Annotated in this window: 21 protein-coding genes; 5 read left to right on the top strand and 16 right to left on the bottom strand. The window is 40.3% G+C overall.

The window, feature by feature from the left end; genetic code table 11:
- Positions 1-697: 697 nt before the first annotated feature.
- Positions 698-1,489 (top strand): ElyC/SanA/YdcF family protein, encoded by a 792-nt coding sequence (locus QZT26_RS02530; RefSeq protein ID WP_295100370.1) that lies wholly within the window; start codon positions 698-700, stop codon positions 1,487-1,489.
- A 225-nt stretch (positions 1,490-1,714) separates the two neighbouring features.
- Here QZT26_RS02530 and QZT26_RS02525 read toward each other — a convergent pair whose 3' ends face one another.
- The 16 genes from QZT26_RS02525 to QZT26_RS02450 all read right to left on the bottom strand — a co-directional run bounded on the left by QZT26_RS02525 (position 1,715) and on the right by QZT26_RS02450 (position 16,083).
- Complete coding sequence (locus QZT26_RS02525; protein ID WP_295100367.1) at positions 1,715-1,891, bottom strand: hypothetical protein; 177 nt, start codon at positions 1,889-1,891, stop codon at positions 1,715-1,717.
- The gene (locus QZT26_RS02520; RefSeq protein WP_295100365.1) at positions 1,888-2,112 is read right to left on the bottom strand and encodes an addiction module protein; all 225 of its coding nucleotides are present in this window, start codon (positions 2,110-2,112) and stop codon (positions 1,888-1,890) included. The genes QZT26_RS02525 and QZT26_RS02520 overlap by 4 nt, the downstream gene beginning before the upstream one ends.
- A 200-nt stretch (positions 2,113-2,312) precedes the next feature.
- On the bottom strand, positions 2,313-3,284 hold the full coding sequence (gene hflC / locus QZT26_RS02515; RefSeq protein ID WP_295100361.1) for a protease modulator HflC: 972 nt from the start codon (positions 3,282-3,284) through the stop codon (positions 2,313-2,315).
- Positions 3,281-4,285, bottom strand: a complete 1,005-nt coding sequence (gene hflK, locus QZT26_RS02510; RefSeq protein WP_295100358.1) for an FtsH protease activity modulator HflK — start codon at positions 4,283-4,285, stop codon at positions 3,281-3,283. Before hflK ends, hflC begins: the two co-directional genes overlap by 4 nt.
- Before the next feature lie 407 nt (positions 4,286-4,692).
- Positions 4,693-5,358, bottom strand: a complete 666-nt coding sequence (locus tag QZT26_RS02505) for an HAD family hydrolase (RefSeq protein WP_169704515.1) — start codon at positions 5,356-5,358, stop codon at positions 4,693-4,695.
- Between the two features lie 154 nt (positions 5,359-5,512).
- Complete coding sequence (locus QZT26_RS02500; protein WP_099325560.1) at positions 5,513-5,893, bottom strand: YdbL family protein; 381 nt, start codon at positions 5,891-5,893, stop codon at positions 5,513-5,515.
- Positions 5,894-5,936: 43 nt separating this feature from the next.
- Complete coding sequence (locus QZT26_RS02495) at positions 5,937-6,170, bottom strand: YnbE family lipoprotein (RefSeq protein WP_099325559.1); 234 nt, start codon at positions 6,168-6,170, stop codon at positions 5,937-5,939.
- 339 nt (positions 6,171-6,509) lie between these two features.
- A complete protein-coding gene (locus QZT26_RS02490; RefSeq protein ID WP_295100351.1) occupies positions 6,510-9,044 on the bottom strand; it encodes a YdbH domain-containing protein in 2,535 nt (844 codons plus the stop codon).
- A gap of 454 nt (positions 9,045-9,498) precedes the next feature.
- Positions 9,499-10,521: a radical SAM protein gene (locus QZT26_RS02485; RefSeq protein ID WP_099325557.1), complete on the bottom strand. Its 1,023-nt coding sequence runs from the start codon at positions 10,519-10,521 to the stop codon at positions 9,499-9,501.
- Positions 10,518-11,084 carry a hypothetical protein gene (locus tag QZT26_RS02480; protein WP_099325556.1) on the bottom strand — a complete coding sequence of 189 codons (567 nt, stop codon included), beginning with the start codon at positions 11,082-11,084 and terminating at the stop codon, positions 10,518-10,520. The genes QZT26_RS02485 and QZT26_RS02480 overlap by 4 nt, the downstream gene beginning before the upstream one ends.
- A gap of 52 nt (positions 11,085-11,136) precedes the next feature.
- Positions 11,137-11,556 carry a hypothetical protein gene (locus QZT26_RS02475; protein WP_099325555.1) on the bottom strand — a complete coding sequence of 140 codons (420 nt, stop codon included), beginning with the start codon at positions 11,554-11,556 and terminating at the stop codon, positions 11,137-11,139.
- Between the two features lie 701 nt (positions 11,557-12,257).
- Positions 12,258-13,259, bottom strand: coding sequence for a peptidylprolyl isomerase (locus QZT26_RS02470; protein ID WP_099325553.1), 1,002 nt, complete (start codon positions 13,257-13,259; stop codon positions 12,258-12,260).
- 23 nt (positions 13,260-13,282) lie between these two features.
- Positions 13,283-14,287 (bottom strand): ketol-acid reductoisomerase, encoded by a 1,005-nt coding sequence (gene ilvC / locus QZT26_RS02465; RefSeq protein ID WP_099325552.1) that lies wholly within the window; start codon positions 14,285-14,287, stop codon positions 13,283-13,285.
- 50 nt (positions 14,288-14,337) lie between these two features.
- A complete protein-coding gene (gene ilvN, locus QZT26_RS02460; protein WP_099325551.1) occupies positions 14,338-14,817 on the bottom strand; it encodes an acetolactate synthase small subunit in 480 nt (159 codons plus the stop codon).
- 2 nt (positions 14,818-14,819) lie between these two features.
- A complete protein-coding gene (locus QZT26_RS02455; RefSeq protein WP_099325550.1) occupies positions 14,820-15,458 on the bottom strand; it encodes an RnfABCDGE type electron transport complex subunit A in 639 nt (212 codons plus the stop codon).
- Positions 15,451-16,083, bottom strand: a complete 633-nt coding sequence (locus tag QZT26_RS02450; protein WP_230407997.1) for an electron transport complex subunit E — start codon at positions 16,081-16,083, stop codon at positions 15,451-15,453. The genes QZT26_RS02455 and QZT26_RS02450 overlap by 8 nt, the downstream gene beginning before the upstream one ends.
- Before the next feature lie 571 nt (positions 16,084-16,654).
- On the opposite strand from QZT26_RS02450, the gene QZT26_RS02445 reads away from it, so the two are divergent.
- The 4 genes from QZT26_RS02445 (at position 16,655) to QZT26_RS02430 (ending at position 20,141) form a co-directional block, all read left to right on the top strand.
- The gene (locus tag QZT26_RS02445; protein WP_295100340.1) at positions 16,655-17,707 is read left to right on the top strand and encodes a hypothetical protein; all 1,053 of its coding nucleotides are present in this window, start codon (positions 16,655-16,657) and stop codon (positions 17,705-17,707) included.
- A gap of 89 nt (positions 17,708-17,796) precedes the next feature.
- Positions 17,797-18,879, top strand: coding sequence for a hypothetical protein (locus tag QZT26_RS02440; RefSeq protein ID WP_099325547.1), 1,083 nt, complete (start codon positions 17,797-17,799; stop codon positions 18,877-18,879).
- Between the two features lie 516 nt (positions 18,880-19,395).
- Entirely contained in the window at positions 19,396-19,677 is a 282-nt protein-coding gene (locus QZT26_RS02435) for a hypothetical protein (protein WP_295100338.1), read from the top strand.
- 83 nt (positions 19,678-19,760) lie between these two features.
- Positions 19,761-20,141 (top strand): hypothetical protein, encoded by a 381-nt coding sequence (locus tag QZT26_RS02430; RefSeq protein ID WP_295100336.1) that lies wholly within the window; start codon positions 19,761-19,763, stop codon positions 20,139-20,141.
- Positions 20,142-20,155 lie beyond the last annotated feature (14 nt).

The raw sequence follows: 20,155 nt of genomic DNA, 5'->3' as shown, positions 1-20,155 counted from the left end.
TCTTAACCCTGTGATTTTATTCCCTATCTATCAGCAAACAGGCGAGAAACCGGAGTTTCTCGAACAAATGCATTCCCAAACTGGAGTTTGGGAACGAGCCGTGTATCGTTTACGCTGAATAGTTACCGTTATTATTTAAAAAAACTTAAAACGTCGTAACACTTTAGTTTTTTGAAAAATTCCCGGGATAGAAAAAATACCATGTAGCCCTGTCAGGGTCGGTCTGTTTGTAGCATAATAAAATTCAATAAGGTAAATGGCCTGTCCGTATTCAGGCAGACCTGTTTAATATGGATTTACAAGAGACAGGTCGCTCCTAATTGCAGAGACAGGTTTCAAACCTGTCTCTACAATCTTTTATAATATCCTATTTTGCTACAAACAGGCTGCTCCTGCGGATCTTATCGGTAAATACGTTTTTCAAAAGACTAAAATGTTACAAAATATCTGTTTTTAAACTTATCATAAATATCATAATATTTATAATGCAATATTTTTTGCAAAGGAATTTCCGTAATTGTAACACTTTAGTCTTTTGAAAAATCCAGGAGGCATTAAAAAAATGTAGCCGCGTTAGGGGTGGTGGTCTGTTTGTAGCACAATAAAATTCGATCCCGAAGAATTATAACAATTTACTGCATGGTTTGAGGATTTCCAGTGCTATAGTTTGCGGTCTGTAATTCATGAAAGGTAAAAAATGCTTACACTAAAAAAACTTATTGCCCAATTGCTGTTTCCTGTTCCATTATGTCTTGAAATATTGATAGTCGGCGCCGGATTGATGTTCTTTTCCAGAAAGCAGAAACGTGGGAAGTATGTCGTTTTGTCTGGCATTCTGCTATTTGCATTTTTCTGTTACTCCTCTCCTGCTTCGAAAGTATTTATCAGGCGCTTAGAATATAAATATCCTCCTCTTTTATCAATGCAATCATCCGGTGATACAGCAGGAGCTATTATTCCCGAAGTGAAATGGATTGTTGTTCTGGCAGGAGGGCATACTTCCGACCCGGATACGCCGATAACCAGCAGGGTTTCCGAAGAAACGCTAGTTCGTCTTGCGGAAGGGATACGGCTTCACAGGTTGGTGCCTGAAAGCAGGATTGTTTTATCCGGAGGAAGGGTTTTTGATCCCGTTTCAGGAGCGGAAGCAATGGCAGAATTGGCAATGGCGCTTGGAGTCGAAGAGAAATCACTTATTTTGCAAGCCGAATCAAGAGATACGCATGATGAGGCAAAATTTGTAAAACCCATTGTGGGGAATGACCATTTCATTTTAGTTACATCGGCAAATCACATGGTGCGCGCAATGGGAATGTTCAGAAAATCAGGGATGAGTCCCATACCTGCTCCTGCGGGACACACTATTCTGAAATCACAAACAACCGCGCCCGGTGATTTTTTCCCAAGTTCACATGGTTTTGATAAGGCGGAACAAGTATTTTACGAGTACCTTGGGATACTTTGGGCCTTGCTGCGGGGGCAGATATAAATGCAACAAGCATCCCTTTTTGGAATTATCGTCAAACAAATCTATTTTCAGAAAAACATTACCGCTAAATTTCTAAAATCAGATTTGTTGTTATGATTTGCTTGACTATATTTAGATTCTGTGTTTCCAGTATTTTGGTTCTCTATGTAAATGCATGACGGCTACAATGCAAACTCCTTCTTTCTCTGCGGAATATAAAATTCCATATGGAAATCTTCGGACTAACTACCGTCGGATATCTTCCTCTATAATTGGCCAGGCTTTTGGGAAAGCTATCATTCTTTCAATAGCTGAATATACCTCAATAGCAAAGTCGTATCCCAAACCTGATTCCCTTTCTTCATAATACTCAATCGCTTCAATGAATTCTATCTCTGCTTCGGGATGAAAGGAATATTTCATTTTAAGAACTTATTCCATATTTTTTCAAATACTTCTTCACCTTGTATTGCTTTTACCTTACCAGAACGAAGTTCCTCAAGTCGTCGTTTAGCCACGGATACCCATTTTTTTTCTATTTCCAATTCCGGTGGGTTTAGACTTTTTAACAAAGAATCAATAACCATCGCCCTTTCTTCAACAGGCAAAGAAGTTGCTTCTTCTATAAGGTCTTTTATTTTCATAATTCTGCAATAGTTTGGTTTTTTAAAAATGTAGTCAATTCACTGCATTTTTACAAAAAATTGGGGTTCTCCCCCTTGTAGTATTTTGGGCCTTGCTGCAGGGGCAGATATAAATGCAACCCGCAACCTTTCTCTGTATTTTCAGGCCAGTTCTTAAAAAAAGGGGTTTCTGATCTACAGGCGAAACCCTTCCCGTTTTTTTACTCTAAAGACCACGCTTCAACGGCTCCAACATCTTTTTCAAATCCCTTGAGATACCTGAAATATTCTCCGTCCGTGTTGAGAATAAGCCGTGTCTGTGAGCTTATTGTGGTTTTATATGTTTCCAGTGTTTTGAGAAAGGAATATAATTCCGGGGCTTTTGTATATGCTTCCGCGTAAATCTTAATGGCCTCTGCATCAGCTTGTCCCCTGGTTTCTTCTGCCGTACGATACCCTTCCGATTCGATTCTCTCCAGTTCTTTCCTCATCGTGCCTAAAATTTCAGCTTCTTCCCTTCTCCCTTCTGATTCATATTTATTCGCGATGCGGATACGTTCCGAACGCATACGATCATAAATCTTTGGAATTACTGCCGCCACGTAGTTAATGTATTTTATTCTCACATCCACCAATTCAATCCCGTACCGGTCTTCTAGCGAGCGTCGTGCCATAGCAAGAATTTCTGCTGTAATTTCATCGCGGCCTTTTTTAATGATTACTTTCTTTGTTTCTTCCGCTACTTCAAGCTCCTTTGTCGTATATTCCAGTTTACGATTGGAGTTCCTGAGAACCTCTTTTAACGGATAGGCGCTCACAACGTTTTTCACAGCCGACTCGATAACCTCATCAAGCAATCCCTGTCCGCGTGCTTCTATGCCCAGCGAAGTATAAAATTTGAGCGGATCGACAATTTTCCATCGTGCCCAGGAGGCTACGCCTATGTTTTCCTTATCCCTTGTGAGAATATCACTAATATCACCCGTCCAGTTTAGTATGCGTTTATTAAAATATCTGACGTCCTGAATAAATGGGGTTTTTACATGAAGTCCATGAACCACCGTCGTTCGCACGGGTTTTCCAAACTGCGTGATAACGGCCTGCAATCGTTCATCAACAACATACAGGGAACTTTTCAGGAATATTGCAATGATACCTATTGCGATTAATATAATTATAACGTTCCTTTTCATTTCTTCATTCCCTCCTCATTGAGGCCAAGGATAGGTAATAATCCTTTTAAATCTTTATCGATAATATACAATTTTTCGCATTTTGGCAACACATCCGCCATCGTCTCAAGGAAGAGCCTCCGCCTTGTTACATCTTCCGCCTTTTTGTATTCTTCATATACTGCAAGAAATGCCTTTACGTCCCCTGTTGCTCTGTTTATCCTTCTTACATAATATCCTTCAGCCTCCCTGATTGCCTGCTCTTTTTTCCCTTCAGCCGCAGGCAGTAGTTTATTTTTCTGACCTTCCGCCTCATTAATGATTTTGTCTTTGTTTTGTATTGCCTGGTTTACCGCATTAAAGGCGTCCTTGACAGCAAGAGGAGGATCAACTCCTTTGAGCAAAACCGATTGAATGCTGATACCGCATTTATATTCATCCAGGCCTTTTTGTATATTTTCTTTGGCCATTTGCTCTATTTCGATCCTGCCAATGGTTAAAACTTCATCGATGGAGAGGTCTCCCACCAGTGTCCTCATTACCGATTGCGAAATGCCACGGATTGTTTCACGAACGTCCCTTACATTGAAAAAATACTCTTCTAAGGCTTTAATTTTGTAGCGAATAACCCAATTCACTTCCGCACAATTAAGATCCGCGGTAAGCATAAGTTTTTCCTCCTGCGCCGCAGGGAATTCATAGTCCACAATACTCGTGGTGCCGCGTTGTCTTGTTCTGAAGCCAAATTCCTCGTTATAGATTGTTTTTACCTCTCCTTTTAGTATTTTATCAATGCCGTAAGGAATTTTAGTATGCAATCCTGGTCCAACCGTTTCTTTATATTTTCCGAACCGTAAAACTACCGCTTCTTCATTTGCCTTTACCGTGTAAAATGCCGAATACCCGCTAATGATAATGAAGATCAGCATAATGATGGGTGGGAGAAACTTTTTTAATGGCTGCAAGGATATTTGTTCGAAATTTATATCCGGCTGTTTTCTGCGCGATCCATAATCAGGCATTTACGACCTCCTTTTCTCTAATCACTCAATTGGCAGCACGGTGTTGTGCATTGCCGTATCAATGCGTTGTTGACATTGATTATTTTTACAAAATCTTTATAATCGTATCTTTTTCAAAAACAGGTATTTTGTAACCCTTCCCCTTCTCAGCAGCTTTAATCCCACGCTTTTGTGGTAAATTTTCCAACCACAGTACATACTATCCACTTTCCCTCATGTTATCAACAACTTCTTTTGTATCTCCGGGGGTGACAATGCTACCAACAATACTCCGGAAGCGATAAGCCCAAGTGGATGAATAAGAAACATTCTGCAGATGAACCTGGTTTCTTTTTAGGACTTGGCATTTCGGATTTCACCATTAAATATTTTGCCAGAAAATATGGGTTCTCAAAAGTCCGTCTTACTTATTCCGTTGAATGATCGATAACGTCAATAATTTCTTCTGGTTTCTGAATTATTCTATGCGCACCGCTCCTTTTAAGTTCGTCTTCAGGACGGAACCCCCACAGAACACCTACAGGAAGCATGCCTGCAGCAATGGCCGTTTCCATATCAATGGGCGTATCGCCAACATAAATAATTTCCGACGGAGAAACGGCCAGGTATTCTGCAATTTCTTTTGCGCCTGCGGGATCGGGCTTTTTAGGAACATCATCGCGCTGGCCTATTATCCGGTCAAATTTCCAGTTCGGCAAAAATGCTGCTACGCATTTTTTTGTAAAGTAATCGGGTTTATTTGAAAGGACTGCCATTTTTAAGCCGCGCAATGTGATCAAGTCCAGCATCTCGGCAATCCCTTCGTATGGTTTTGTTTTTATATTCCAGTTTTTTCGATATTCTTCACGAAATTCCCCTACGCAAGAGTTTATTATGTCCTCATTTTTTATTTCGTCCGGCAATGCGCGTGTGATAAGCGCAGCAACTCCCTCCCCAACAAAATACCGATACTCTTCCATTTCGTGCGTTGGAAAATTATTTTTCTTTAATACACGGTTCGCGGCATTGCATAAATCTTCCAGAGAGTCTATAAGCGTGCCGTCCAGATCAAAAATAATTGCTTTAAAAGACATATTTCTTACCTCATATATTGCCGTTTAATAATCAAACAAACCCATCATTGCGAAAGCCACGAGTAACAGAGTTGTGCTAAACGGACATCGCACAACAAAAATAAATGAAGCATTCTGCCCGCACATCAACCCTGGCATAGTACGCTTACATGTGCTACTTTTGATACCATTTTCCGTTTCTGTCCTGTAGCCAGTCGCCCTTTAGCGCTTTTTTTGCAATCTGCAATGCCCTGCGACTGCCTACCTGCCCGATGCTTGCGCCTTCCTTTTTTGCTATAATAGCATACACCTTTTTTCTGTCCTCATTTTCCGCATTAACAACCTCTTCGTTTTCACGGTTTGCCTGCACATACTGTAAATATCCTGTGTTGTTTTCACCAATAATTCCCTTCGATTTTAACTCTACTATGAGAGGAAGGCGTTTTTCCATTTGCACTTTTATTGTCTGTATATTATCGGCAAAGATTACTGTAGCGACAGGACAAATTCCACTCAATAAAATAAGAAAAAACATTGCAAAAAAATTTGACTTCATTTATTTTTCTCCTTCTGACAAAAATCTCTTAATCAATAAAAAACTACTGGCCAGGGTTTGGCGTCTCCGCTGCTTTAGAATCACCGACTTCCCCGCCGAGTGTTTTTGCGGCTTCATCAAGGTTGCCAAAAAAATTATCCAGCTCCCTATCTATTCGTATATTCACATCAATGGTAATTTGCATTGGTTTGACTTCAAGTTCTACCTTATGTTCCGTTTTACAACCATGCAAGACAAGAAAAAACACTATACATAAAATGACACTATTTTGTTTCATCAATCCCTCCTTAACTGTAATTCCTTACGAATACATTGGTATAAAAGCAAGAATACCCTATCACAATAATTATCTTAGCGCAACATTTGGGCGTAACCAAATTCGAAATACGAAACAAATTCTAATGACAAAAAACTCAATATTCCGTAGCACTTTAGTTTTTCGAAAAATTCCAATAATAGCGCTGTTTTCCGCACGATGTAGGGACGACGGATGATGGATGACAGACATCTTTCGTCTCTCGTCTCTCGTCTCTCGTCTCTCGTCTCTCGTCTCTCGTGCTTCATCTCTCGCTCTTACGTTTTTCAAAAAACTAAAGTGTTACTAAATCTTTATATGTTACTGATATTGTAATAATTCCCCCAAGCCTGCGCTATAGTGTAATAATTCATCAATGGGTAATGTAAAGTTAAAATGAAAGAGTATTTTCTGGAAACGAGCCTTTGGTTCTCCTTTTGCTTTCACCAGTCCTGATTTTTTTGTGTAGGCAAACGGGAGTAAATTAACAGGCGCTCCCTCCATCTGTAAATAAACGTGGAGGTCTTCTCCCTTGCTCAACAACGAAAGCTTTGCCCAATCATAGTGGAAATCCTTAAGGGCTTCCATCGCAACATCCGTTTGTATACCCTTTTGTGTGCCGGCCGCGCCAGGAATAAGCGTTTCTGTATTAAAACGAATAATGCCGCCCTCCCCGGGCGTGGAATAAAGAAAACCATCGGCAATTTTTATCTCTCCATTTTTATAACTGATAGGCAAACGACCATTTACAGAGCCTTCACCTTCAGCGGATGCGAGATGAAACTGTTTTAAAACAGTCGCCAGTCTCAACCGGTCGCAGTAACAGATAATATCTAATCCATCATTGCCTGGTTTTAAGCGCAGGCCATGCGTATAGACATTCCCCCCGCACCAGAGAAAACTACTTTTTTTAAGGAAAAGGGAAGAAGGGGATTCTATTTGAAACGACGCCTCGCCTTCGCTTATTTCTATATCTCCCCATGTGAAACGCTGGAATTTCAGCACTTGTCCAGGATCGCTGCGGAGGTTTAACAGGTCGCTCATGGCAAGTTGAAGTTCCACTCCTTCTATCGTCATCTTTTTTTGAGGACTATCTATTTTCGTATTGCGAAGTAACACCATGCCCGTGCTTGTTCCCCTGGTTCCATCAAAGCTCCAATTACCGCGGATGTCGGCAATGCCATTAAAAAATATCCCGCTAAATTGCGATGCAACAGAAGATAATTCAAATTGCAGTGTCTTTTCCGGTTCCGCAGAGTTGAAGTCTACCTTGGAAATAAAGGTATTCTCATCATTCAGACCCGCCATACCCTTAAAATTTACATTAAAACCAGGGAACAGTAAGCCCTTAAACAATCCTGTAAAATGAAGGTTTGCGCCGTTTTGATAGGGCGTTGCGACAATTGACCCGATGTTTATGCCGCCATAGTTTATATCATCGATGGCAACATAGGGGTAATTCGTATCTTCCGCAATACTGTCGTTATCTTCGGAAGCTGGGAATGGCCATTGAATGGGAATCTTCGCCTGTATCTTCCTTGCATTAAAATCGTGAGAAGCACATTCCGCATCAGTTATTTGCACAAATGCCCGGAGAGAAGAACTCTCCGTAGAGTTTAGCAATCCGCTGCCCTGCAATGAGACAAGAGGAATCAGTATATGCATATTATCCCCCTTATACCGCACATGAATGAGGTTTGCATCAAATTGCAGAGAACCGCTGGTATTCAGACCTTCTCCCTGTATGGAAAGCTCTTTGGGGAAAAGAGTCATTGTTTCGGTTCCCCGGGAAAAAGTCAAAGGGTGAGATGTCCCGGCAGAGTTTAGTGAAAAACGCCACTGCTTTCCCTGGGTTTCTCCTTTAAGAAAAATTGGCAGCTCTGCTGACTGGCCTAATTTTAGGCCAATATGGGGATCGTTGTTCATCAATTCTTTCTTTAAAAACACCTTCACGCTCCCTTCGGCATTCAGTGTGTCTTCATCCATATTCACCGTAAGGTGACTATCAGGATTCATTGATACTTCAAATGGGAGGAGCGACATAACACTAAACCGGTTAAAATGCATTTGAACGATATTTTTTGTTCTTGTGATGGTTATTATTAACGGAACATCTTTCGATGTATTTTTAAATTGCAGGTCATTATACACTACATCCATATCAGTAAGATCAAGCCGCAATGCCAAATCAGAGGTCGTAAAATTATACATTGCACTGCCATTTATCCTGGATTTTATCCTTACTCCATAGAAGATATTCGCATGTTGCGGGTCTAATCTGTACTGTATTGCGTAGCCGGAAGGTTGTTCTTCCTTATTCTCAAAGACTGGATATATCCGCATACTGAAAGGGATATAAAAATCTTCCACGCCTGATTTCAAAAGAACTGCGGCATGCCGTATTTCTAGTTCTCCAATGTTAATGGGAATTCTTTGTGAAACCGTTTGTTGTTCCCGTCCGGTATTTGAGGAATTTCTGAAGAGTTTGCCGAAATCTATTCCGGGAATACCCATTTTGCCGTCTTTAAACTCCGCCCGTATCTCCACCCCGCTGATTATTATTTTTTTAATATGCCTTCTTGCCAGCCCCATTAAAGAATAATCAATGCGGATAGAATCGAGGGAAATGGAGGGATTTTCCGGGTTACCCAATCGAACCGAAGTTACATCTAACCCGGTAAAGCCAAATTTTCTGATTTTACCGGTTGATTGAACGAATCCTGCTTTGTTAAAAAGAAGAGGGAGAATTTTCTTTTCTAAAATTACCGGAATCGAGAAATAGACGCCGCACAAAAGAAAAAAAATTATGCCGCTAATAAAGAATGAACGAATTGCAATATTCTTAATATAAGACATAAATAATTAATATCCTAATATGGACAGGCAAGAACACAATAAGTACGAAATACGAAACAAATTGCAAAATACAAAATCCCAATGAAAAAACCGGGGTTTGAACATTTGAAAATTTTACCCCGTTAGATACAGAATTATCAAATAATAGATGTATTATTGAATGTTATCTAACGGGATGAATTTAGAATTTGTAATTTGTTTCGGATTTCGTATTTAGCATTTCGGATTTTACCATTAGGGGTGGGGGAACTATTGCGTTTTTTGGAATTTCATATTTTCGGGTTTGGTAATAGTGCTCGTATATGTGTTTTATGATAGAGACAACACACTGCCAGGGGCATAAGGCATGAGGATGTAAGAATTGTATAAGCGGCTGATAGTGCAATTCCAAAATAATAAAAAGTAAAGGTATTAAAAACAACCATCATTACTATGTTATTTTGGTATCGATATGCTAACGAAGCATTTTTTTACCCACTCGGCGTTTAAAATATATCATAAGCTCTCTCATTAAAAGCCACTTACCTTCCAATGCCCACAGGTGAAAAGGAAGGATACAGCCACACCGCAGACAGTCTGCTTGCTGTCCAAACATACAAGGTTTTTTAATCTGGCCCTGCGGGTCAAAACAAAACGATACTTTTTTGAAAATGCAATTCCGTGTCACCTCCTTACATTTGTCGGATTTCATAAGCTTAAGCACATGGACCGGCATTCCTATAAAATCACCATACTTTTCCTCCTTTAATCGAAGCAATGTATCTACTATATCATCCCGCAGTTTCCAGCCAGGCCAAAAATCATTGTTCGCCAACCCTTTTACCGGCGTATGTATTTGAAACAAACAACCCCGAACGCCAACCTCTTTCCATTCCTCAATAAAATATTCAATTTCACGGTAATTCATTTTATTAATTACCATTGAAACGCTAATCTTTAAATCGTTTCTCCCCGCATTTTTTCTTATTATGTCATAACAACCATTTCCACGGATGGCTTCATGTGTCTCCTTTTTGCCGTCAACCGATATATAAAAATTCACATCCGGCCAATTGGGAAGTTCCAGTGTTCCGTTTGTGACAATCAGATTTGACCGGAAATACTTCATGCAGCGCTCCAGCAAATCTTTCCGAAGCAAAGGTTCACCGCCAATCCATGAACATTGATAAAAGGGGAAACCTGTTTCTTTCAGTCCCTCCAGTTTTTCAATCCACTCATCGTCACTCAACTCCGGTTTTTCTGCGTAATCATGCGCATAAAAATAACAGTGTTTGCAACGCAAGTTACAACGGTTGGTAATATCAATCGCACCTATTGCCCCTTTTGGTTTGCCATAGAGGTCGAAGGTGGCTAGATCGTATAATTTAAATAAAGTTTTTGTTTGCTGAGAACCAATGCGACGGCAGGAAAAATCGAAAAGTTTATCTCTAAAGGTATGCTTTGGGCATGTCTTTATTTCTTCTGCTTCCCTGATCATTTTATAACAGAAAAATCAATTTTATAGGTTTTTTCCCGTCCCCTCGTTTTTATGATAACCTCAGTTTTTGCATACGTATCTATCTTGTCATACCGAAAGACCCCTATCACACTTTGTTTACCGTCCTTATGCTTTCTCCCAAACTCGGTTTTTTGCGGCAAGATGTTGTTTAAACCTTGTTTTAATGTAATCTGCACGCCTCCTGGAGTTTGAATGCCTTCTTCTAAAACAAGTACAATTACTTTAAAAAAATCCGCAGATTGTATTTCATTTATATCGTCGGCGGTCGTTTCCTTTTCTTTCACCGCATTCATGGCAGAAACAATGGCAAGTTCAATGTATTTACTCATAATCAATCCACTATCTAATTCAGGATATTTTCCAAAACAAGCATTTTTTATCACAGTGCCTTTAAAAACATCCATACCTTTATGCTTCTTCCCGTAACCAATCGCCGCAGCAATCTGTTCTTCGTTCATTTCAGATTCAAAGGCATTTACGATGCGGGAAGAGACAAGTATCGCCATAAAAATGGCGGCAAAAAAACTTCTCGTAATGAACATGATGAAACTCCCCCACAACTGCTTTGTGGTAAAGGTTGTCGATGGAAATAGGTTACTCGTCACACAAAATAAATTCTTTGCCTGTAATCATGCTGATCTTTTTCCCGAGGTTTTTCATTTCTTTGAAACCTCCTCTGACGGATGTTTCGCCAAGTTCATCAACCAACATGGTTTTTCCGTTGTTAAGATGCAATAAAACTGCGTATGTCAAATAGCTGTCTGTTATTGATTCTTTCTCATTTTTTACTAATTCTATTTTTTTAATTTGCGTAAAGGGAAACACTTCCACCTGGTCAAAAAAGAGCGTCCGCCTAATCTGCCTGGTCGCCTGCTCCGTTTTGCCGTCAATGATGATTGTTTTAAAAAGAGAACTCAAAACAATCTTATCCGTAGATTTTTTTGTAGCTTTCATGGCACTTTTTGCAGTCTTTTTCATGCTTGCTGTTTTTGGTTTTTTTTTGTTTATTGGCATTGACTTGTTCCCCTTTTCAATGCAAATGCATTAAAATTACACATCATTATCGAATTTTATTTGGTTACGTAGACGGGAATATATCACATGTGATTCACATAGTCAAAAGTATTATTTGCATTGCCTTTGTCCCATCTGCTTATTATAAGAGTGTTTAATAAAAATTTCACCTGGCAAGATACTATAGCCGCGATGAAAAATCAACTTAAAATATCTTGCTTCTATTAGTATCTTATCAGTAATATCTTTGCATTTTTGGCCAAAATATTACATGGTGAATCCGAAATGCTAAATACGAATCCACTCCCTGCCCCCCGCCAGCGGAGGACATTCTCCACCCTTGGAAGGGGTGATGGGGGAGGATTTTGGAATTTGTTTTGGATTTCGTACTTCGAATTTCGTATTTTTTATTTCCTGTTTGTTTGGTTCTGGCTATGCCAGTTTAGAAATTTCAATATTTTTGTAGAGACGCATTGCATGCGTCTATACATTAACATCAACAGCAGCAGCAGCAGCAGCAGCATAAAGTAGGTGCCAAGGGCAGCCTGATTTATTGTTTTCCCCTTGTGCTTTAAAAGACACTTTAAGACTGTTTACAGATAAAAAAAGCTTCCCTTCCTATTCATTTAATTGCCGGAAGGGAAGCTTTTTGTTTAAAAGACCTCCAAAATGCATCGAAAATATTTTACTGTTTACGTATGTTACTTGATTTCAATCTTTGCCTGCTGCTTTAATCTGTCCAGCAGGGAATCGGCATTTTGTTTTAATATGTCCAGTTTAATTTCAGGTTTTAATTCATTAAAATCAATTTCCCCGCCCTTTTTGATATCAGTAACCTTTATGATATGATATCCAAACTGGGTCGTTACAACATCGCTCACCTCTCCCACTTTTAAAGCAAAAGCCGCCTCCGCAAATGGTTCCACCATCTGGCCCTTTCTTACAAAATAGCCAAGATCTCCGCCTTTTTTCGAGGACGGACAATCAGAATATTCTTCGGCAAGCTTGGCAAAGTCTTTTTTCCCTTCAGCGATCTCAGCTTTTACCTTTTCTATCTTTTGCTTTGCCTTTGCCAGATCTTCTTCACCCTGCAGGTTACGCGTATCTACTAAAATATGGCTGGCCTGAACCTCAGTGCCATCATATATCTGTCTGTTTTTTTCAAAATAGTCTTTTACTTTTGCATCGCTTACGGTATCAGCAAAGTATTTTTCCAAAGACAAAGAAATTGTAATATCCCTCTTTAAGTCTTCGATATTGCTACCATGTGATTCCAACACTTCTTCCAGTGACTTTCCTTGCAACCCCGGATTCAGTTTTATATCCTCACGAACTTTATCCAATTCCGTCTTCAGCGCATCATCGCCTATTGCAATCTTATTCTTCTTAATAAATTGCAAAAACAACTTCTGTGCCACCAAGCCATCAATTATCTGTTTTTCAACAGAAGCAATTCTGTCCGGAGGTAGCTGATTCTTAAATCTCTCCAGCACTCGTTCCACCTCTGCCTTCGTAATGCTTTCACCATTGATAGTCGCAACCACCTTCTTTGAATCACCTATCTGTTTTGCTTCCGTTGTTTTTTCTTGTTGCTTTGGGGCAGTCGCTTCTTTCTCTTTTGACGCCATGGCGGAATAGCTAAAACAGATGCTTGCTATTCCACATAAGACAAATCCCAAAACCTTGCTACGGCACTTTAACATTTATTTCTCCTATTCAAAAACCATTATGTAACCTCTTTAACGTTTATCCATTTCATCATTTTTCGCAATTCTCTGCCAACTTTTTCAAGCTGGTGTTCTCTATCCTTCTTTTCCAAGGCGTTAAAACTTGGACGACCAGCCTGATTTTCCAATATCCACTCTTTGGCAAATTGCCCCGACTGTATTTCGCCTAATATACGTTTCATTTCTTTTTTTGTTTCTTCTGTAATGATGCGGGGGCCACGGGTCAAATCGCCGTATTCTGCAGTATTGCTTACAGAATACCGCATATAACTAAGACCGCCCTGATAGAAAAGATCCACTATCAGTTTAAGTTCGTGCATGCATTCAAAATAAGCCAGCTCCGGTTTGTAACCAGCCTCAACGAGGGTCTCAAACCCTGCCTTTACTAATGCAGATACCCCACCACATAGTACCGCCTGTTCGCCGAACAGGTCGGTTTCCGTCTCCTCGGCAAAGGTAGTTTCTATCACCCCTCCTCTTGTGCCACCAACCCCATGCGCATATGCCAATGCCTTTTCCTTTGCTTTTCCCGTAACATCCTGATGGATTGCCATAAGACAGGGAACTCCGCCGCCTTTTTCAAATTCAGAGCGAACCAGATGGCCTGGCCCCTTCGGCGCTACCATAATTACGTCTACATCGCCGGAAGGAACTACCTGTCCAAAATGAATGTTAAACCCGTGGGAAAAACATAATGTCTTTCCTTTCGTAACGTGAGGCTTGATTTGCGTTTCGTAAATAGCCCTTTGGGATTCATCAGGAAGAAGTATCTGGATAAAATCGCCCTCTTTTGCCGCTGCCTCCGCACTCACCGGCTTAAACCCATGCTTAACGGCCAACCGATAGTTAGCCGTACCTTCTCTGGTAGAAACAATTACCTCCATACCGGATTCCCTGAGGTTTTGCGCCTGAGCGTGTCCCTGACTGCCATAGCCTATGACGGCGATCTTCTTTCCTTTTAAAACGCTGATATCAGCATCTTTTTCATAATATATTTTTATCATAACCCTTCCTTTTGTCTTTCAGTCAAACAATACCAATCACGCTTGATCTTTTACCGTGCTCCCCTTGTGATAGCAATGCTCCCCGTTCTCACCAGTTCTTTTATTCCATAAGGACGCAATAACGCCAGCATTGCTTCAATCTTATCCTCTATTCCGGCAATCTCGATAACGAGATCTCTCAGGCCAACATCTACAATCTTTCCTCTGAAAATATTCACAATCTCTATAATCTCGCCGCGTTTCCCGATAGGACAATTTATCTTCAGCAACATTAAATCCCGTTCGACAAACTCTTCATTGGTAAAATCGGTGATCTTAATAACGTCAATAAGTTTGTTGATCTGTTTTCTTACCTGCTCCAGAATAGCGTCATCTCCCCTGACAACTATCGTAATCCTGGAAAGATCGGGATTTTCGGTCTCGCCCACGGCAAGGCTATCGATGTTAAATCCCCTGCCGCTGATTAAGCCGGTAATCCGGGCAAGAACCCCAACTTTGTTCTCTACTAACACAGAAATAACGTGACGCATATCTATGGTACCATCCCTGAAAATCCGAAAAAAGCCAATGCCATAAGGCCTGTGCATATAAACGCAATGGGAAGCCCCTGTAAAGGTTTTGGTATGCTAAGCAACGCCAGGCGCTCCCTGATACCAGACATTAGTAATATGGCTACCGTAAAACCGATACCCGCACCAAAGCCCTGAACGATTGCTTCTATAAACCCTAAATGCTGCGGAGAATCCGTAGTGTTTAAAAGCGCCACACCCAACACGGCGCAGTTTGTGGTAATAAGCGGCAAAAAGACGCCCAGACTGTCGTACAACGCAGGAACCATCTTGCGAAGCATCATTTCAACTAACTGTACGAGCGTTGCAATCACAAGTATGTAGCTGATCGTCTTTAACACCTCAATAAGCCCTGTTTCCCCAATAGAAGGGAAAACCATACCCACGAGGTTCGCATCACCCGGCAACAGAATATAATTGTATAAAATCCACGTAATGGCGGAAGCAAGCGTCATTACAAACGTTACGGCGGCGCCCATGCCAAGCGCCGAGGAGGTCTTTTGAGAAACACCAAGGAATGGGCAGAGCCCCAGGAATTTTGCCAGGACAAAATTATTTACAAAAACAACACTAACAATTATTATCGCTAACTCTTTAATCATTTTTCTGATAAGCCTTCATCGACTTTTCAATCTTTAGTTGCTTTCTCCAGTTGAATAAACCCATGAGAAGACCTGTAATAATAAACGCGCCCGGCGCCATAATCATTATAGAAGCAGGCTCATAGCGCTCGGACAGTTTTAATCCAAAAAGAGTGCCCGCTCCAAGCATTTCACGCACACCGGAAACAAGGCAGAGGGATAAAGTCCATCCCAAACCGATACCCAAACCATCTAATATGGAAACAAAGGGTTTATTTTTATAAGCAAAGGCCTCCGCACGATACAAAATAATGCAATTGACTACGATAAGAGGAATAAATATTCCCAACGAGGCGTTTATCTCTGTTGGCAAATACGCCTTCATCATTAATTCAACAATCGTTACAAACGAAGCAATAACAACAATAAAGCAAGGGATTCTAATCTCGCGGGGGACATACGGGCGGATGAGAGAGATGATAAAATTGGAAGACACAAGAACAAAGGTCGCAGCGCCCCCCATTGATACACCATTCTTTAATGAAGTTGTTACTGCCAGGCTGGGACAAATACCTAACACCAACACAAACAATGCGTTATACTTAAAAAGACCTTTTGAGAATTCCTGCCAATTACTTTGTGCCAATATTTTTTTCCTCTTTAAATTTTTTTTTAAAAACTAAACGTTTTAGGAATAAAAGTCAAGGACAAATTAAGGCATAAAGAGAAACACCCTGCCCTAAAAACAGTTGGCATACTTCTTCCCATGGTTTCAATAGCGTAGTTTTCTCACCGCAATTTAATGGAATTTAAGAGTCAGTACCTTAAAAGTAATTTCTTTGCATTTTTGGGCAAAATATTTATAGTCAAATAGATAGTAATAATTTAGTTTTTTGAAAAACTCTAATAATATCGATGTTTGCCGCATAGCATAGGGGCGAAGCATTTGCTGTAAATTGTCATAAATGCATTCATACCCAAACGGGCAAATGCTTCGCCCCTACTTTTTCAAAGAACTAAATTGTTACAACAATTGAGGTTTTCGAAAGATGGATGAATGCTAAGGATTTGCACATTTTAAATAAAATTCATTGCAAGGGTGGGCGGCATGGATAAACTCTGCTTGTCCATGCCGCTCACCCTACCTATCTGTTCTGGCCATGTCAGGTTAGACTAACTATTTTTACCTTATTTTGTAGAAAGAGGGATTAAAAACGATGCCAAATACCTTTAACGCCAACTTTGCGGCAACCGCAATTGGAAGTCTTCCCCATGTTGATATTGAATGCGCCACCAACCTTATGTTTGAAACGCTCCGTGAAATTCCATGCTGGGTCCAGTTGCCCAAATATGACCGCAGGGAAGATATGTGTATTCAATATACAGAAGGGCTTCCGTGCATTAAAATAGCTGCAGAAAAAAAGACGGTAAGTATTGATGACACGAACGATACGGCATCCGGGTTGGAAAAATTCTATGAGGCGTATTTAAAAAACGATCCTGATTTGTTTCAAATAAACAGGGCGTGTTCTGTGGGATTTTATGCTATGCTGGAGCGTCTTGACCAATCGCTTCCGGCGTCTCTTCGTGCTGTAAAAGGGCAGGTTGTAGGTCCTGTTACCTTGGCAGGTTCTCTGAAACTTGCTTCCGGCATTTTGGCGCTTTATAGCGACGAATTCTTTGATGTGATTGTTAAATTGTTGTCAATGAAGGCATACTGGCAATTTACTAAATTAGCCCGATATAAACTTCCGGTGTTAATGTTTGTTGATGAACCGTATTTAACCAGCTTCGGATCTTCATTTATGAATATCAGCCGGGAGAGAGTCATTGGCGCTCTAAATGAGGTATATGAAGGTATTCAATCTCGCGGCGGCTTAACAGGCTCTCATTGCTGCGGCAATACCGACTGGGCAATGCTTATGGAATCGAATGTTGATATTGTAAGTTTTGATGCGTATGAGTTTATGGATAAGTACCTGATGTATTGGCGTGAAATAATTGCATTTATGGAAAGAGGCGGTTATCTGGCATGGGGAATTGTTCCTACGTCAGCAAAGATAGCGGACGTATCATTGGATGATCTGGTAAAAAGATTGGAGGAAGGGATTCAATTTCTCGTCAATAAGGGATTATCGAAAACGTTGATTAAAGAGCGGTCAATGGTGACGCCAAGCTGCGGCGCCGGAACATTAACGATAGAAGAGGCTGAAAAGGTAATGAAATTAACGGGTGAAATTTCTGCAGCAATGAGGCAGAAGTACAACTAAGACAATGTTATTATGCATAAGGGAATGCTGTTATGCTTGATGTAACCATAACGTATTGGCTAAATTGAACGAATCAGGTCATAGGTAGATTGAAAAACAGCATTGTCCTTTACGATATAGACAGTACCATACCCAACCTTGCGCTCATGAAGATCAGCGCCTTCTATAAAAAGCAAGGGTATCGCGTTGCTTTATCCGGAGATATTGGATTTAGTAAGGCCGACAGATATTACGCCAGCACGGTCTTTTCCATCAAATCCTCACATGAAAAAGTTGCTACTCTGAAAAAGATATACCACAATAACATAGATATTGGCGGTTCCGGAATATGTCTCAATACGCGTTTGCCACCGCAAATTGAATCCTGCTTTCCCGATTACAAATTGTACAATCATACGGCATATGCGATTGGTTTTTTAACAAGGGGTTGCAGTAAAAGGTGTGCGTTTTGTCTCGTTCCAAAAAAAGAAGGGAAAATCAAAAAGACGTCTTCGTTCGAAGACTTCGTTCCCTCCGGGCAACGGAATATAATGCTGCTTGACGATAACCTGCTAACATATCCACGCTCTGAAGATATACTCTACGAAATAATCAACAAAAAATATGCCGTTAATTTCAGCCAATCTCTTGATATACAATATGTAGATGAACATATTGCTCAACTTCTGTATAAGATCGATTCACGAAACTCTAAATTTACAAAACCCATGTTTTACTTTAGCTGCAATAGTGTTAAGGCTGTCAAACATTTTTTAGACAGGAAAGATATTTTAAAAAGTTTTGGAGAAGACAGGGTTACGGTAATTGCAATGTATGGTTTTGATACACGCCTGAGTGAAGACTATGAACGGTTTGTCCTTATGAGAAAACTCAGGCTGATTCCTTTTCTTCAGGAATATTATCCGATCGAAGGCGTGCCGCCAAGACCGCCAAAAAACTTTTTTGACATGGATATGAATGACGTTATCCGCCTTACATTCCGGAGGAACGGAATAAATTGGGAGAAATACCTGCGTTGGCTCAACAGGCTTTATTTCACCACCTTTGGTAAGTACTATTTACCGCTCATAAAAATTATTTATCGGTACAATAATAAAAATGCCATACATAAATATTTAAAAAAACCGCATCTGTTGACCAATGAGTTGTATCGGTTTCATGAAAACAATTGATTAGAATGTTGTTTCGCTGCATTATAATCACTTACAAATGCAAAAGGAGTCAAATAAGCGGGTAAGAATATTCTAATGGAAGACCTCTTAGCTTCCTCCCAAAAACGTTTTTGATATACCTTACGGGTTCACAAATTGTGATTTCTCAAAGACTGTAGTTGTAGAGCGAAGAGTCTCTTCGCTCTACATTTCACATTTTGTAAACCAGCAAGGTATATTTACGAGAGTACTCAAATTCATGGAAATGCAAACAAACACAGCTTCTTTGGAATTAGGGGACACTTCCAATATTTCTTGCAACATCTGTAATTTATTACTGCGTTTAACGGTATAATTTAAGGAATAATTTGTTAGATACAAAAAATTGAAAAAACTAAAAGAGTATTGTTAGAAAGTATTATCATTGGCGGACCTAACAAAACGGGAAAATCAGAGATACATCCCATATTTTCTGCTTGATCTGGTGGGGAAATAAGGGAAGTGTCCCTATAATTCCCCTGTCTTCAGACATGGGGAGTGTCAAATAAAATACTGGTTATTATTCGCTATTATAGGAGTAATAAAGCGGCAACATCTCTTTCGTGCCAGGCATTGCCTGTTACCCACGAACAAGATGTTGAAATCAAAGAGGTCCATAAAGACTTCAACACCGAGGACATAAGAGAGGCGGTTAAGTCCGCCTCTGAAATAATCCGAAACCTCGAAAAAGAGGTTGTCCCTGAGCACATAGAGCTTGGGCGGCAATTCAGAGAGCTAATGGAGCGTCTGGCCGGAACCGGAACGGCGTATAGGGAATAATTATTGTATATTTCCCTCGGGATTGTTAACATGTGCAGGATTGTAAGCACCTAATACTTTGTTCTCACAGGAGGGTTATTCCTATGGTGAAGGGATTCTTCGCATCAGCTATAAAAAAAGTAACACTAGAGTTAATATACCAGGTAGTTGACGAGCGGACAGTAGAGATACTGGCAAAAATAGAGGAAGTACGAAAGAGACAGGAAGATGATTTCAGGTATCTTGTCCAAAAGATAGATACCGATATAAGCAGCATAAGAAGTGAAATGGGGCAGTTGCGAAACGAAATCAAGGGCGAGATCGGAAGTCTGAGAGGCGAAATCAAGGGCGAGACAGAAAGTCTGAGAGGTGAGATCGGAAGTCTGAGAGGCGAAATAGGAAGTCTGAGAAACGATATAGGGCAGCTTAACCAAAGGATAGACACTATAATACAATTACTGGTAAGCCAAAAACACCAAGGGTAGCAGACGACCGCGCA

It is taken from the genome of uncultured Candidatus Kuenenia sp., assembly GCF_900696675.1.
In the GTDB taxonomy this organism is placed as follows: Bacteria; Planctomycetota; Brocadiia; order Brocadiales; family Brocadiaceae; genus Kuenenia; species Kuenenia stuttgartiensis_A.
The sequence above is the reverse complement of the archived record's forward strand: the minus strand, read 5'-3'. Positions and strand labels throughout refer to the sequence as shown.

Coding starts and splice junctions, on each gene's coding strand:
- QZT26_RS02530 (WP_295100370.1), top strand. CDS start 698: ATGCTTACACTAAAAAAACTTATTGCCCAATTGCTGTTTCCTGTTCCA.
- QZT26_RS02525 (WP_295100367.1), bottom strand. CDS start 1,891: ATGAAATATTCCTTTCATCCCGAAGCAGAGATAGAATTCATTGAAGCG.
- QZT26_RS02520 (WP_295100365.1), bottom strand. CDS start 2,112: ATGAAAATAAAAGACCTTATAGAAGAAGCAACTTCTTTGCCTGTTGAA.
- hflC (WP_295100361.1), bottom strand. CDS start 3,284: ATGAAAAGGAACGTTATAATTATATTAATCGCAATAGGTATCATTGCA.
- hflK (WP_295100358.1), bottom strand. CDS start 4,285: ATGCCTGATTATGGATCGCGCAGAAAACAGCCGGATATAAATTTCGAA.
- QZT26_RS02505 (WP_169704515.1), bottom strand. CDS start 5,358: ATGTCTTTTAAAGCAATTATTTTTGATCTGGACGGCACGCTTATAGAC.
- QZT26_RS02500 (WP_099325560.1), bottom strand. CDS start 5,893: ATGAAGTCAAATTTTTTTGCAATGTTTTTTCTTATTTTATTGAGTGGA.
- QZT26_RS02495 (WP_099325559.1), bottom strand. CDS start 6,170: ATGAAACAAAATAGTGTCATTTTATGTATAGTGTTTTTTCTTGTCTTG.
- QZT26_RS02490 (WP_295100351.1), bottom strand. CDS start 9,044: ATGTCTTATATTAAGAATATTGCAATTCGTTCATTCTTTATTAGCGGC.
- QZT26_RS02485 (WP_099325557.1), bottom strand. CDS start 10,521: ATGATCAGGGAAGCAGAAGAAATAAAGACATGCCCAAAGCATACCTTT.
- QZT26_RS02480 (WP_099325556.1), bottom strand. CDS start 11,084: ATGTTCATTACGAGAAGTTTTTTTGCCGCCATTTTTATGGCGATACTT.
- QZT26_RS02475 (WP_099325555.1), bottom strand. CDS start 11,556: ATGCCAATAAACAAAAAAAAACCAAAAACAGCAAGCATGAAAAAGACT.
- QZT26_RS02470 (WP_099325553.1), bottom strand. CDS start 13,259: ATGTTAAAGTGCCGTAGCAAGGTTTTGGGATTTGTCTTATGTGGAATA.
- ilvC (WP_099325552.1), bottom strand. CDS start 14,287: ATGATAAAAATATATTATGAAAAAGATGCTGATATCAGCGTTTTAAAA.
- ilvN (WP_099325551.1), bottom strand. CDS start 14,817: ATGCGTCACGTTATTTCTGTGTTAGTAGAGAACAAAGTTGGGGTTCTT.
- QZT26_RS02455 (WP_099325550.1), bottom strand. CDS start 15,458: ATGATTAAAGAGTTAGCGATAATAATTGTTAGTGTTGTTTTTGTAAAT.
- QZT26_RS02445 (WP_295100340.1), top strand. CDS start 16,655: ATGCCAAATACCTTTAACGCCAACTTTGCGGCAACCGCAATTGGAAGT.
- QZT26_RS02430 (WP_295100336.1), top strand. CDS start 19,761: ATGGTGAAGGGATTCTTCGCATCAGCTATAAAAAAAGTAACACTAGAG.